Annotated in this window: 13 protein-coding genes; 9 read left to right on the forward strand and 4 right to left on the reverse strand. The window is 66.3% G+C overall.

Annotated elements, in window-relative coordinates; all coding sequences use genetic code 11:
• The first annotated feature begins 52 nt into the window (after nucleotides 1–52).
• Together ACFQRC_RS03710 and ACFQRC_RS03715 are read left to right on the forward strand one after the other, a co-directional pair.
• Nucleotides 53–187, forward strand: a complete 135-nt coding sequence (locus tag ACFQRC_RS03710; RefSeq protein ID WP_379957872.1) for a hypothetical protein — start codon at nucleotides 53–55, stop codon at nucleotides 185–187.
• Entirely contained in the window at nucleotides 180–1,541 is a 1,362-nt protein-coding gene (locus tag ACFQRC_RS03715) for a putative O-glycosylation ligase, exosortase A system-associated (RefSeq protein WP_379957874.1), read from the forward strand. The genes ACFQRC_RS03710 and ACFQRC_RS03715 overlap by 8 nt, the downstream gene beginning before the upstream one ends.
• Before the next feature lie 3 nt (nucleotides 1,542–1,544).
• Here ACFQRC_RS03715 and ACFQRC_RS03720 read toward each other — a convergent pair whose 3' ends face one another.
• On the reverse strand, nucleotides 1,545–2,093 hold the full coding sequence (locus tag ACFQRC_RS03720) for a type 1 glutamine amidotransferase domain-containing protein (RefSeq protein ID WP_379957876.1): 549 nt from the start codon (nucleotides 2,091–2,093) through the stop codon (nucleotides 1,545–1,547).
• Nucleotides 2,094–2,209: 116 nt separating this feature from the next.
• Here ACFQRC_RS03720 and ACFQRC_RS03725 point away from each other — a divergent pair, with 116 nt between their 5' ends.
• Nucleotides 2,210–3,217 carry a DNA topoisomerase IB gene (locus ACFQRC_RS03725; protein ID WP_379957878.1) on the forward strand — a complete coding sequence of 336 codons (1,008 nt, stop codon included), beginning with the start codon at nucleotides 2,210–2,212 and terminating at the stop codon, nucleotides 3,215–3,217.
• Nucleotides 3,217–4,386: a mechanosensitive ion channel family protein gene (locus ACFQRC_RS03730; RefSeq protein WP_379957880.1), complete on the forward strand. Its 1,170-nt coding sequence runs from the start codon at nucleotides 3,217–3,219 to the stop codon at nucleotides 4,384–4,386. Before ACFQRC_RS03725 ends, ACFQRC_RS03730 begins: the two co-directional genes overlap by 1 nt.
• A 33-nt stretch (nucleotides 4,387–4,419) precedes the next feature.
• Here ACFQRC_RS03730 and ACFQRC_RS03735 read toward each other — a convergent pair whose 3' ends face one another.
• Entirely contained in the window at nucleotides 4,420–4,908 is a 489-nt protein-coding gene (locus ACFQRC_RS03735) for a hypothetical protein (protein ID WP_379957882.1), read from the reverse strand.
• Nucleotides 4,909–5,008: 100 nt separating this feature from the next.
• Nucleotides 5,009–7,996, reverse strand: coding sequence for an L-glutamate gamma-semialdehyde dehydrogenase (locus tag ACFQRC_RS03740; RefSeq protein WP_379957884.1), 2,988 nt, complete (start codon nucleotides 7,994–7,996; stop codon nucleotides 5,009–5,011).
• 178 nt (nucleotides 7,997–8,174) lie between these two features.
• On the opposite strand from ACFQRC_RS03740, the gene ACFQRC_RS03745 reads away from it, so the two are divergent.
• From ACFQRC_RS03745 to ACFQRC_RS03760, 4 genes are read left to right on the forward strand one after another with little or no spacing between them, the layout of a single operon-like run.
• Nucleotides 8,175–8,630: a MaoC family dehydratase gene (locus ACFQRC_RS03745; protein WP_379957886.1), complete on the forward strand. Its 456-nt coding sequence runs from the start codon at nucleotides 8,175–8,177 to the stop codon at nucleotides 8,628–8,630.
• 16 nt (nucleotides 8,631–8,646) lie between these two features.
• Nucleotides 8,647–9,825, forward strand: a complete 1,179-nt coding sequence (locus ACFQRC_RS03750; protein ID WP_379957888.1) for an acetyl-CoA C-acyltransferase — start codon at nucleotides 8,647–8,649, stop codon at nucleotides 9,823–9,825.
• Nucleotides 9,826–9,833: 8 nt separating this feature from the next.
• The gene (locus tag ACFQRC_RS03755) at nucleotides 9,834–10,211 is read left to right on the forward strand and encodes a YkvA family protein (protein WP_379957890.1); all 378 of its coding nucleotides are present in this window, start codon (nucleotides 9,834–9,836) and stop codon (nucleotides 10,209–10,211) included.
• A 53-nt stretch (nucleotides 10,212–10,264) separates the two neighbouring features.
• Nucleotides 10,265–10,528: a hypothetical protein gene (locus tag ACFQRC_RS03760; RefSeq protein ID WP_379957891.1), complete on the forward strand. Its 264-nt coding sequence runs from the start codon at nucleotides 10,265–10,267 to the stop codon at nucleotides 10,526–10,528.
• A 203-nt stretch (nucleotides 10,529–10,731) separates the two neighbouring features.
• Here ACFQRC_RS03760 and ACFQRC_RS03765 read toward each other — a convergent pair whose 3' ends face one another.
• Nucleotides 10,732–11,952: a polyhydroxyalkanoate depolymerase gene (locus ACFQRC_RS03765; RefSeq protein ID WP_379957893.1), complete on the reverse strand. Its 1,221-nt coding sequence runs from the start codon at nucleotides 11,950–11,952 to the stop codon at nucleotides 10,732–10,734.
• 149 nt (nucleotides 11,953–12,101) lie between these two features.
• Between ACFQRC_RS03765 and ACFQRC_RS03770 the strand changes: the two genes are divergently transcribed.
• Entirely contained in the window at nucleotides 12,102–13,877 is a 1,776-nt protein-coding gene (locus ACFQRC_RS03770) for an ABC transporter transmembrane domain-containing protein (protein WP_379957895.1), read from the forward strand.
• The last annotated feature ends 19 nt before the right edge of the window (nucleotides 13,878–13,896 follow it).

The following is a 13,896-nucleotide window of genomic DNA, read 5'->3' on the forward strand; positions in this document are numbered from 1 at the left end:
CGTCAACCGCCGGCCTCTATGAAGGAGCGATGACGGGCACGGGACCAGAGGCATGATCGACAATTTCGCGCTCGCGCTGACCCACGGGTTGATGATCGTGACGGCATGGCGCCTCCTCGCCCGTCCCGATCTCGACGACGACAAGCAGCCCGCGCCCGCGCCGAAGGAGCCACTCCCCCGTGCGTGACCTCGCGTTCGTCGGATTCCTCGCGGCCCTCCTGGCGATGGCGCTCAAGCGGCCGTTCCTGTTCGTGCTGGCTTACGCCTATGTCGACATCGTCGCGCCGCAGCGGCTGAGCTATTATCTGCTGAACAGCATTCCGGTGTCGATGATCGTCGCCGGCCTCGCCGTCGCCGGCTGGTTCATCGCCGACGACAAGCGGCATTTCAAAGTGACGGGGCGGCAATGGCTGATGCTGATTCTGCTCGGCTATGCGGGCCTCACCACATTGAGCGCCGACTTCCCGATCGAGGCCTATGACAAATGGGAATGGGTCTGGAAGGCGATGGTGTGGGCGATCTTCCTCCCCTTTACCCTGCGCACCAGACTGAGGATCGAAGCCTATCTCCTGTTCATGATTCTGTCGGCCGGCGCGATCATCATCGTCGGCGGTTTGAAGACGGTTGCCTCTGGCGGCGGCTACGGCGCGCTCAACCTGATGATCGACAATAATAGCGGCCTCTACGAAGGCAGCACGATCTCGACCGTCGCCATCGCCATCATACCCGTCATCCTCTGGCTCGCCCGCTTCGGCACGATCTATCCGCGCGACTGGCGGGTGCGCGGCTTCGCTTACGCCCTCATCTTCGCATGCCTGCTGATGCCGGTGGGAACCGAGGCGCGAACCGGCCTGGTCTGCATCGCCGCTCTCGCGATACTGATGCTCCGCGACGCCAAAAACCGCTTCGTCTATGTCGGCATGGTCGGGATCGCATTGGTCGCCGCCATCCCCTTCCTGCCGCAAACCTTCACCAGCCGGATGGAGACCATCTCCACCTATCAGGCGGACAGCTCGGCGACGACCCGCCTGGCGGTCTGGGCCTGGACGCTGGATTATGTGCAGGACCATCCGCTCGGCGGCGGCTTCGAGGCCTATCGCCAGAACCGGCTGCAGGTGGATACCGTGTCGAGCCAGACCGCCGGGGCGGTCGAAATGGTTGCTCAGACGACCAGCCAGGATTCGGGCCGCGCCTATCACAGCAGCTATTTCGAGATGCTCGGCGAGCAGGGCTTTCCGGGCCTCATCCTGTTCCTCCTGATCCACGGCATCGGCGTCGTCCGGATGGAGATATTGCGCCGCCGATACCGGAAGGCGGACGAGGGCGAAGAATGGATCGCGCCCCTGGCGACGGCGCTCCAGCACGGCCAGCTCGTCTATCTGATCGGGTCGCTGTTCGTCGGCATCGCCTTCCAGCCGTTCATCTACATGCTGCTCGCCGTGCAGATCGGATTCGACGCCTATGTGACGCGCAAGGCGCGCGACGCCGTTCCGTCCCGCTGGGCGAGCGCCGCAACCGAGGCGGAACCCGCCACCACCTGAAGCCTAGACGGCCTCCAGCGGGGCCTCTGCGTTCTCGACGACCTGGATGAACGCCTCGGTGAAGGCCGGGATATCCTCGGGCTTGCGGCTGGTGACGAGATTGCCGTCCACCGCCGTCTCGCGGTCCACCACTTCGGCGCCGGCATTTCGGAGGTCGGTTCGGATCGAGGGCCAGCCCGTGACCGTGCGGCCGCGTATCACGTCGGCTTCCGCCAGCAGCCAAGGGCCGTGGCAGATCGCGGCGACGGGTTTCCCGGCATCGACGAATTTCCTGACCGTATAGACGACCTGCTCCTCGGTCCGCAGCTTGTCCGGATTCTTGGTCCCGCCAGGGAGCAGCAACGCGTCATATTCCTTGCTGTCCACGTCTTCGATCGCGCAGTCGGGCTTTACCCTCTCGCCGTTGTCGCCTTCGATCTCCCGGGTGTCGAGCGACGCGAGCGTCACCCTGGCGCCCCGGTCGATCAATGTCCGGCGCGGGTCGAGCAACTCGGAATCCTCGAAGCCGTTCGTCGCGATGATCAATATTCTGGCGTCCGATATGTTCGGCATGATCGTCTCCAATTCGGGTTGGGTTTCGCTATCAACCGGCGGCGGCCGGGCGCCGTTCCGGAACGAAGCGGCGGCGCGAACCTTTATCGCGCTGTCACGAAAGGAAAGTTCCGCCGATGCTCTGCTATGTCGACGACGCGCTGCCCGGCATCACCCGCAAGCGGCGCGGCCGCTACTGGCAATATTTCGACGCCAAGGGGGAGCGCATCGCCGACCGGGACGAGATCGACCGGTTGAACGGCATCGGCCTCCCGCCCGCATATCGGGATGCCTGGTACTGCCCCTCGCCGGAAGGCCATATCCAGGCGATCGGCTATGACGACAAGGGGCGGAAGCAATACCGCTACCATGTCGATTTCCGGGCCCAGCAGGAGGCCGCCAAATATGACGGCTGCGCAAGCTTCGGGCGCGCCCTCCCGCTGCTGCGCGCCCGGGTCGAGGAGGACATGGCGGGCCGGAAACTGGACCGCGAAACGGTGGTCGCCGCCGTCGTTCGGCTGCTCGACCTCGGCCATATCCGGATCGGCAACGAAAGCTATGCCAAGGCGAACAAGAGCTTCGGCGCGACCACGCTGCGCAACCGCCATGCGCGCGTCAAAGGCAAGACGGTCAAGATGCGGTTCCAGGGCAAATCCGGCAAGCTCCAGGAATTGTCGGTCACCGACGGCAACCTCACCCGGCTGGTCAGGCGTTGCCAGGATCTGCCGGGCCAGCAGCTTTTCCAGTTCGTCGACGATGAGGGCGATCCGCGCGCGGTCGGTTCCAGCGACGTCAACGCCTATATCCGCGAGGCCATGGGCGATGAATTCACCGCCAAGCATTTCCGGACCTGGGGCGCGAGCACGATCGCTTTCGAGCAAATCTGCGGCGCCGGGGAAGAAGGCATAAGTCTCAAGGAGATGCTGGAGCCAGTGGCCGAGGCGCTCGGCAATACCCCGGCGATCAGCCGCAAATCCTATGTCCATCCCGCCCTGATCGAAGCGGTGAAGCAGAACCCGCGCGATCCGCTCGGCGGGTTGCAATGCCCCCGCGCGACCAAATATCTGTCGAGCGCCGAGCGGGGCCTGATCGAATTCCTGGAGAATGAGGCCGCCGCGGCAGAAACCGAGACCAAGGCAGCTTGATGACCAATGACAGCAACGGCACCGTCACAGATGCCGCCGAAAACCTTTCCGAAAAGACCGTGGAGCTTGCCGGAGCGACCTCCGCCTGGGTGACCGGCAACAGCCTCGAGATATTGATCGCCTGTGCGATCGGCGCCGTGATCGCTTTGATCCTGCTCGGCCTGCGCGCCTTCGGCCACCGCCTGATCGGCGACAACACGGCCGACCTTCGCTGGCGCGCCATCTTCGGCCGCGTCCTGTCGAAGACCAGCCTGTTCTTCATCATCATGTGCTCGGCCGAGATCGTCGCCGAATATGCGGCGACCCCGCCGGGCCTGTTGCGCGCGATCAATTTCCTGTTCGTGATCGCGGCGGCCTTCCAGGCGGCGATCTGGGTGCGCGAGCTGATCCTCGGCCTCATTCAGCACCGCGTTGGCGAGGCGGAGGAAAACAGCACCCTTGGCTCCGCCATCGGCATCATCCGCCTGCTGGTGTCGGTGGCCCTGTTCGCCATCGCCATCATCCTCATCCTCGACAATCTCGGCGTCAACGTCACCGGTCTCGTCGCGGGCCTCGGCATTGGCGGCATCGCCATCGGGCTCGCCGCGCAGGGCATCTTCTCGGACCTGTTCGCGGCGCTGTCGATCATCTTCGACAGGCCGTTCCGCCGCGGCGACAGCATCACCTTCGATCAGATGACCGGAACGGTCGAGAATATCGGCCTCAAGAGCACGCGCATCCGCTCCATCGGCGGCGAGGAGGTGGTGATCTCCAACGCCAACCTGCTCAATACCAGGATCCAGAACTGGGCTTTGCTCGAACGGCGCCGCGTGGTGATGGTTTTCGGCCTCATCTACCAGACCCCAGCCGACCTGCTGGCGCGGATCCCTGAAGAGCTCAAGGCGATCGTCGAGGCCCAGCCCTTCGCCACCTTCGACCGCGCCCACGCCTTCCAGTTCGGCGCTTCGTCGATCGATTTCGAATTGGTCTTCTATGTCGACGCCGCCGATTACGCCGTATTCATGGGCACGCGCCAGCAGGTGATGCTCGGCATGTTGCGCCGCTTCCAGGAACTCGGCGTCGAATTCGCCTATCCGACCCAGACCACCTTCACCGCGGCGCCGGACGGCACCATGGTGATGCCCTACCCGCAGGTGAAGATGGTCGCGACCGAGAACCTGGGCGGGTGAAGCTTCCTATACCAAGCGTTCGGCCTGTGCGGCTCAGGCGGCCGCCGGCACCAGCGCGGCGCGGGCGGCGAGCATGCGCCGCCAGTTCTCGACCGTGATCGCCTTCTGATATTCGCGCTGCATCTCCGGCGTCAATATCTCGACCATCTGGCAATCCTCGATCCACATCTCGATGACTCCGAACACGCCGCCGCGCTTGCGATATTTGGCGATCCAGCCCTCGCGCCGGGCGATACGGAAGATCGCCTGCACGTCCAGATGGGTCGCCATCGCCATATGGGTGGCGTTGTTCCGGCGCGGACGTCCGGGCAGGCCGATGGCGTCGGCGTCGCCCTCGATCTCGTGCAATTCGGTGCCGCGCGGATAGACTTCGATCATCGTGCCGCGCTCGTCGCCGGCGAGCGCCACCCAGCTGCCGTCGATCACCGACGGGAAAGGGAGCGCGACGCCGCCCCAGATTTCCGCGAAGACGTCCGCGACATGGCCGGGGTCGTCGGCCTCGATCGAAAGGTGGTAGAGCATCCGCGCCTCATTGCGTTCAACTGGTCGCCTCGCCAGTCGCGCGAAGCGACGGCGCGCGACAGCGTCGCGCGACCAAGCCGGCACCGCCTTCGACCAATCCCTAGATGCCGACGTCGTCCAGCGACAAAAGCGTCGCATTGCCGCCCGAAGACGTCGTGTCGGTGGAGGTCACCCGCTCGGCGCAGAATCGCGGCAGGTAATGCGGCCCGCCCGCTTTGGGCCCTGTGCCGGACTGTCCTTCGCCGCCGAACGGCTGCGAGCCGACGATGGCGCCGATCATCGAGCGGTTAACGTAGAGATTGCCGACCCTCGCGACCTCCTCGACCGCGTCGGCGGCGCGGGCGATGCGGCTGTGGAGGCCCATGGTGAGACCGAAACCGCTGGCGTTGATGCGGGCGATCGTCTCGCCGAGCTGCCCCGCCTTCCAGGTGGTGACGTGGAGCAACGGCCCGAACCATTCGCGGGCGACATCCTCGATGCGATCGACCCGGATCGCGGTGGGCGGAACGAACAGCCCCTCCTCCGGCACCGCCACCGTCTTGATCCAGCGATCCTGGCTGGCGGCGCGATGGCCCATCAGCCGGTCATAGGCCTGCCTGTCGATCACCAGCCCGACATCGGTTCGCGGATCGGCCGGATCACCGACGATCAAAGTGTCCATCGCGCCCGACAGCATTTCGAGCGTCCGATCCGCTATCTCCTCCTGGAGCAGCAGCACCCGCAGCGCCGAGCAGCGCTGACCCGCCGAGCGAAAGGCGGAGGTGACGACGTCCTGCACCACCTGCTCCGGCAAGGCGGTCGAATCGACGATCATCGCGTTGATGCCGCCGGTCTCGGCGATGAGCGGCACGATCGGCCGTTCATCGTCCGCCAGCAAGGTGCGGGCGATACGCTTGGCGGTCGCGGTCGAGCCGGTGAAGGCGACTCCGGCGATGCGCACATCCTCGACCAGCGCCTGGCCCGTTTCCGGCCCGCCGATCGCGAGCACCAGCGCGTCCTCGGGGATTCCCGCGGCATGGGCGAGGCCCACGGCATAAGCGGCGATTTCCGGAGTCTGCGGCGCCGGTTTGGCGATCACCGTGTTGCCGGCCACCAGAGCCGCCGACACCTGGCCGAGGAAGATGGCCAGCGGGAAGTTCCACGGCGCGATGCAGAGCCAGGCCCCGCGTCCCTCCATGCGTAGCAGGTTGCGCTCGCCCGTCGGCCCGGGAAGCTCCACCGGTTGCAGGCCCTTGCGCGCCTGCACGGCATAATAACGGCAGAAATCGACCGCCTCGCGCACTTCGCCGAGCGCGTCGGGGATCGTCTTCTTCGCCTCCTGCACGGCGATCGCCATCAAGGTGTCGCGATGCTCTTCCAGCAAGTCCGCGAGCCTTTCCAGACAGGCAGCCCGATCCTCGATGCTCCGCGTCGACCAGGCCGCGAAGCCGGCCACCGCGCGCGACACCGCCGCTTTGGCGTCATCCACGCCTTCCCGGGGATGACGGAGGAAAGGCAGTGGAGTGCCGACCTCCTTCGCCACCCGCGCCAGCTCCGGCCGGTCGTTGAGGTCGATGCCTTCGCTGTTCGAGCGCTCCGTTCCGAACAGGTCCTTCGGCAGCGGGATGCCGGGATGACGGGTGCCGCCCACGGCCGCGATCTTCGCCACCGGATCGGCGAGGATATCGGCGTCGGTCAGTTTCTCGTCGGCGAGCTGGTGGACGAAGCTCGAATTGGCGCCATTCTCCAGCAACCGCCGGACGAGGTAGGCGAGAAGGTCGCGATGGCCGCCGACGGGCGCGTAGATGCGGGTATGATAGCCCTGCTCGCGCACCAGGCTCTCATACAGGCCTTCGCCCATGCCGTGCAGCCGCTGGAACTCGAAATCGCGGCTGTCGCCGGCCCATTCGAGGATGGTCGCGACGGTCAGCGCATTGTGGGTGGCGAAGGCGGGATAGATGTTCTTCGCCGCCAGCATGTCTTTGGCGCAAGCGAGGTAGGAGACGTCGGTCGCCGCCTTGCGGGTGAACAGCGGATAGTCCGCCAGTCCCTGCTCCTGCGTATGCTTGATCTCGCTGTCCCAATAAGCGCCCTTGACCAGCCGCACGGCCATGCGGCGGCCGGTGGCGGCGCCGATCGCGTCGGCCCAGGCCAGGGTCGGCCGGCAACGCTTGCCATAGGCCTGCACCGCCATGCCGAGCCCGTCCCAGCCCTTGAGCGAAGGCAGCCCCGCCACCGTCTCGATGATGTCGAGGCTCATCTCCAGCCGCTCGCTCTCCTCGGCGTCGATGGTCAGCGCGATATTCCACTGCTTGGCCAGTCCGGCGAGAGCCTCGACCTGCTCGATCAGCGAGGGAATGCAGCGATCATAATGGGCCACCTCGTAGCGCGGATGCAGCGCCGACAATTTCACCGAGATGGAATGCCCCGCCTCGCTGGCCTTGCCGATCGCGCGGATTGCCTGTTCATAGGCGGCGAAATAGCGGGCCGCGTCGGGGAAGGTGCGCGCTGCCTCGCCGAGCATGTCGAAGCTGGCGGTGAAGCCCCTGTTCTCGCGCTTTTTCATGCGCGCGGAGGCTTCCTCGATGGTGCGGCCCATGACGAATATCTCGCCCATCATCCGCATCGCCGCGCCGACGGCCTGGCGGACGAACGGCTCGCCCGCGCGCGCGATCAGCTTCTTGAGCGCGCTCGCCTGGACGCTGTCGCTGACGAGCGCGCGGCCGATGACGAGCCCCCAGGTCGCCGAATTGACGAGGGTCGAATGGGATTTGCCGGCATGGGCTTTCCAGTCGGCATTGCCGAGCTTGTCGGCGATCAGCTGGTCGGCGGTCTCGGGATCGGGGACGCGCAGGAACGCCTCGGCCAACGAGAGCAAGGCGATACCCTCGGACGTATTGAGCCGATATTCCTGGAGGAACTGATTGACCCACCCCGACGATTGCGCGCTCCTGAGCTCCGCGAGCATCCCCAGCGCCCGGCTCTCCACCCGCAGCCGCGATTCGGGCGAGAGATTCGCGTCCTTGAGCAATGGCGCCAGAACCTCCGGCTCCGGGGCCCGATGCAATCGTGAAATTTCCGCGCGCGCCGATGCCGTAGCGTCCGCCATTTTTGCTGCTCCCGAGGGACTTGTGTCACGCCGCGACGCGGCTCTAGACCGGCCCCTAGAGCGCTTTCAGGCAAAAGTGGATACCGGTTTTGCCGCGAGAAAGCGCATTACATCACAACAGCCATTTTCCGGTGGGAAATGGTGGCCGCCCGGCCGGGACAATCATGGGGGAAACCGAATGCCCGTCGCGAAGCTCGACGAGATACGAAAGCGGGTCGGCGAGGTCGTCGGAACATCGTCGTGGATCGAGATCAGCCAGGCAGACATCGACACCTTCGCCGACGTCACCGGCGACCGCCAGTTCATCCACGTCGATCCGGAGGCGGCGGCGCGGTCTCCTTTCGGCGGGACGATCGCGCACGGCTTTCTTACCTTGTCGCTGCTCAGCCGGATGGCGGCCGGCGCGATACTAGTTCCCGACACCTCCAGGATGGTCGTGAACTACGGTTTCGAGAAGGTCCGGTTCATTGCCCCGGTCCGCTCCGGCAAGCGCGTCCGCGGCCATTTCACCCTCGCCGCCGTTGAGGAGAAAAGACAGGGCCAATGGCAGTTCCTCCACGCCGTCACCGTCGAAATAGAGGGCGAAGACCGCCCGGCATTGCAGGCCGACTGGATCGGCCTCATCTTCACCTAAGGATCAGGAGAATCACATGACCCGCGACGCCGTCATCGTTTCCACCGCCCGCACGCCGATCGGCCGCGCCTATCGCGGCGCCTTCAACGCCACCCCCTCCCCCACCCTCGCCGCCCACGCGATCCGCGCCGCTGTCGAGCGCGCCGGCGTCGATCCGGCGGAGATCGAGGATGTGATCATGGGCGCTGCGCTCCAACAGGGGGTGCAGACCACGATCGGCCGCACCGCCGCTTTGCGCTCCGGCCTTCCCGTCACCGTCGCCGGAATGTCGATCGACCGGCAATGCGCGTCGGGCCTGATGGCGATCGCCACCGCCGCCAAGCAGGTCATCGTCGATCGGATGGACGTCTGCGTCGCGGGCGGCGTCGAATCGATCTCGCTCGTGCAGACGCCGGAGATGCGCCTCGGCTCAGACCCTGAGCTGCTGTCGATGCACAACGGCGTCTACATGCCGATGATCAACACCGCCGAAGTGGTCGGCAAGCGCTACACCGTCAGCCGCGAGCGCCAGGACGCATATGCGTTGCGCTCGCAGCAGCGCACCGCCGCCGCGCAGGAAGCCGGCCGGTTCGACGACGAGATCATCCCCGTCACTGCCCGCATGGCGGTCAAGGACAAGGCCACGGGCGAGACCTCGATGAAGGAGATCACGCTCACCAGGGACGAGGGCAACCGGCCGGAAACGACATTGGAAGGCCTCGCCTCGCTGCAGCCCGTCATGGGGCCGGACGCGATGATCACCGCCGGCAATGCCAGCCAGCTCTCGGACGGCGCCTCGGCCTCCGTCATCATGGAAGCGGGCCTCGCCGCCGAGCGGGGACTTCAGCCGCTGGGCCGCTATATCGGCATGGCGGTGGCGGGCATCGAGCCCGACGAGATGGGCATCGGCCCCGTCTTCGCCGTGCCCAAGCTGCTCGAGCGCTTCGGCCTCGGCGTCGATGATATCGGCCTGTGGGAGCTGAACGAGGCCTTCGCCGTCCAGGTCCTCTACTGCCAGGACAGGCTCGGCATCCCGGACGACCGGATGAACGTCGATGGCGGCGCCATCTCGATCGGCCATCCCTATGGCATGTCCGGCGCCCGCATGACCGGCCACGCCCTCATCGAAGGCAAAAGGCGGGGCGTCCGCTACGTCGTCGTCACGATGTGCGTCGGCGGCGGCATGGGCGCGGCGGGATTGTTCGAGGTGCTGTGATCCGGCGCTTGCGCAAAAGCCCCGTATCTCTCGTCCACCGCATCCGCGTCGACGCCCACGCCGCGTGGCTGGCGGCGCGGGACCGGCGGACGCCCTGGTATGCACGGGCGTTCGGGCTGCTTGTTACTGCTTATGCGCTGTCGCCGATCGATCTTATCCCGGACTTCATCCCCGTCCTTGGGCTCATCGACGACGCGGTGCTGATCCCGCTCGGCATCTGGCTATTCGTGAAGATGCTCCCCGACGGGGTGTTCGAGGAGCATCGCGCGGTCGCCGCTGCGGCGGCGGAGCGGCCGGGCTCGGCCTGGGGCGCGGCGATCGTGGTCCTGCTCTGGATCCTCGCCGCCCTTTTCGTCGCGCGGCTGCTGATGCCCTGGTTCGACTAGACGCAACCCGCCGCCTTCTCCTCCGTTCTACCCTCGCAACGAGGGAGAGACGAATGCCCGTATCGAACCTGACGCTCGTCGAGCGCATCGCCCGCGTGCTCGCCGGCCGCGACCTCAGCATCAACGCGGAGGGCGACGATCCTTCGGCGGGGCCGAATGTCGACGAAAGCTGGCACGAATATACCGACGACGCCTTGTCGATCCTCCGCACCATGCGGGAGCCCGACCGGAAGATGGCATCGGCCGGGGATGTCGATACCTGGGAGCGGATGGTCGAAGCGGCCCTCGATGTGGAGCGCGCCGTCAGCGGCACCTGATATGCGAAGGGCCGCCCCGATGGGACGGCCCTTACATTGTCAGCCTCGCGGCCGGAACGTCAGGCGCGGACCCCCATGGAGGAGACGCTCACCCGTTCAGCCGCGTTCGACATGTGACAATGAGACATCGGACCACCTCCTTTCGATTTTGAAACCGAGGGGGAGATAGGAATAAGGTAGGTGTTTTCAAGGTATAGGAAACGTCACCCGTCGTGCCGGTCGATCCATTTCTCGACCACGGGAGCAATCCTGGTCCGCCATTTGCTGCCGTTGAAGATGCCGTAATGGCCGACGCCCTTGGCGAGATGATATTGCTTCATCGCGTCGGGCAGCGAAGTCGAGATTTTGAGCGCCGCCTTCGTCTGGCCGATGCCTGAAATGTCGTCGCGCTCGCCCTCGATGGCGAGGATCGCGACATCGGTGATCGCCGCCGGGTCGACCTTGCGGCCGCGATGCGTCAGTTCGCCCTTGGGCAACAGATGACGCTGGAACACGGCGTCGACCGTCTGAAGGTAGAATTCCTCGGTCATGTCGCAGACCGAGCGATATTCCTCGTAGAATTCCTTGGTCGAATCCGCGCTCTCGCCGTCGCCGTCGACGAGATGCTTGAACATCTCCCAATGGCTGTTGAGGTGGCTGCCGAGGTTCATCGTCATGAAGCCGGCGAGCTGAAGGAAGCCCGGATAGACGTGCCGCCCGACGCCCGGATAGGTGTAGGGCACCGTGGCGATGACGTTCTGCTGGAACCAGCTGTGCGGGCGCTGGGTGGCGAGGCTGTTGACCGCCGTCGGCGCCTCGCGCGTGTCGATCGGGCCGCCCATCATGGTCAGGGTCTTCGGCCGCGCGGGATGCTTGTCGGCCGCCATGATCGCGGCCGCCGCATAAGCGGGCACCGACGGCTGGCAGACCGCGAGCATGTGCGCGCCGGGTCCGATATGGGTCAGGAACTCGATCAGATAATCGATATAGTCGTCGAGATCGAAGCTCCCGTCGGAAAGCGGCACCAGCTTCGCGTCGCGCCAGTCGGTAATATAGACGTCGTGGCCGGGCAGCATCCGCTCGACCGTGCCGCGCAACAGGGTCGCATAATGGCCGGACATCGGCGCGACGATCAGCAGCCGCGGCGAGTCCTCGATCCCCTCGCGGCGGAAGCGCTTCAGCTGTCCGAACGGCTTGCGCAGCACGATCTCCTCGTGGACCGCGACCTCATCGCCGGCGATGATGGTCGTTTCGATGCCGAATTCGGGCTTGCCGCGCGGCGCCGACACATGGGCGAAGACATCCAGAGCGGACGCCACGATCGGCCCCATGCTGCTGTAGGCAAATGGATTTGCGGGATTCTGCATCCAGCCGGCGCCGATATTGGCGAGTGTGCTGGCGCCGGCGAGCAGCGAGCGCTGCATTTCATACGCGTCGTATAACATTAAACCTCCACCCCCACCGTCCGTGCATAGCGCGGAGGCGAGGCAACAATCTACCGTAATAACCGACCGATCGGTCGATGGGTCCGAATGGTCCGTCGCCCCTGTGCTTTCGATTGAGCGGCGTGGGCGAGGCTGCTAGTCCCGCGGCCATGGCCGATCCCACCCTCGACACGCCTCCGTCCAAAAAGCTCGGCAATCTCGCCATGATCTGGCGCCACGCGATCCGTTATCCGGGGCATATCGTGGTGGCGGCGCTCGCCTTGCTGATCGCCGCCGGCGCCACGCTCGCCATCCCCGACGGCTTCCGCCGCGTCATCGACAAGGGTTTCGCCGCGGGCGGCGGCGATGTCGCCACCCATTTCTATTATCTGTTCGGAATCGTCATCGTGCTCGCGCTGGCGACCGCGGTGCGCTTCTACTTCGTCTCCTGGCTGGGCGAGAGGGTGGTCGCGGACCTGCGCACCGCCGTGCACCGCAACCTGCTGCGCCTCGAACCCCGCTTCTTCGAGGAGAACCGCCCCTCGGAGATCGCCTCGCGCCTCACCGCCGACACCGCCGTCATCGAGATGGTCGTCGGCACCACCGTGTCGGTGGCGCTGCGCAACATCGTCATGGGCGTCGGCGGCATCATCTACCTCTTCACCCTGGCGCCCAAGCTGACCGCCGGCCTGCTGCTCGGCATCCCGCTCGTCATCCTCCCTATCGTGCTCATCGGCCGCAAGCTGCGCGACGTGTCGCGATTCAGCCAGGACCGGATCGCCGACGTCGGCGCGATCGTGTCGGAGACGCTGGGCGCGATGAAGATCGTCCAGGCGTTCGGCCAGGAGAGGCGCGAGAGCGCCCGCTTCGGCAGCGCCGTCGAGGAGGCGTTCACGACGGCGCGGCGCCGCATCCGGCTGCGCGCGGTGATGACCGCGATCGTCATCTCGCTGATGTTCGGGTCGATCACCTGGGTCATGTGGCAGGCCGCGATCGACGTTTCGGAAGGCCGCCTCACCGGCGGCACGGTCGCCGCCTTCGTCTTCACCGGCGCCCTCGTCGCCGGCGCCTTCGGGGCGCTGACCGAAGTCTATGGCGAGCTGCTGCGCGGCGCCGGCGCGGCCGGGCGGCTGGCGGAGTTGCTCGCCCAGGTACCCGAGATCAAGGCGCCGGCCCTTCCCGTCGCGCTCCCGCAGCCGGCCCGCGGCGCGCTCCGGTTCGACGCCGTCACCTTCCATTACCCCACCCGCCCGGAAGTGAGCGCCCTCGACGGCTTCAGCCTCGACGTGCGCCCCGGCGAAACGCTGGCCGTGGTCGGACCTTCGGGCGCCGGCAAATCCACCTTGTTCCAGCTCGCCCAGCGTTTCTACGATCCCGAACAGGGCGTGGTGAGCCTCGACGGTGTCGACGTGAGGGCCGCCGACCCCGAGGACATCCGCGAGCGCATCGCGGTGGTGCCGCAGGAAACGGTGATCTTCGCCGCCTCGGCGCGCGACAATCTGCGCTACGGCCAGTGGGAGGCGGACGATGACGCTTTGTGGGCCGCCGCCGAGGCCGCCAACGCCGCCGAATTCCTGCGCCGGCTCCCCCAGGGCCTCGACACCTTCATGGGCGAGGGCGGCGCGCGCCTGTCCGGCGGCCAGCGCCAGCGCCTCGCCATCGCCCGCGCCATCCTCCGCGACGCGCCTTTGCTCCTCCTCGACGAGGCGACCTCGGCCCTCGACGCTGAATCAGAGCGCCTGGTCCAGGCCTCGCTCGACCGGCTGGTCGAGGGCCGCACCACCATCGTCATCGCCCACCGCCTCGCCACCGTGCGGGCGGCCGACCGCATCCTCGTCCTGGACCACGGCCGCATCGTCGAGGAAGGGACGCACGACGCCCTCACCGCCCGCGGCGGCCTCTACGCTAGACTAGCGCGGCTCCAGTTCGAGGGGCTGGCGGCGTAGCGCGATCGCCGGCGGTCGC

Source organism: Enterovirga sp. GCM10030262 (assembly GCF_042666435.1).
In the GTDB taxonomy this organism is placed as follows: Bacteria; Pseudomonadota; Alphaproteobacteria; order Sphingomonadales; family Sphingomonadaceae; genus Allosphingosinicella.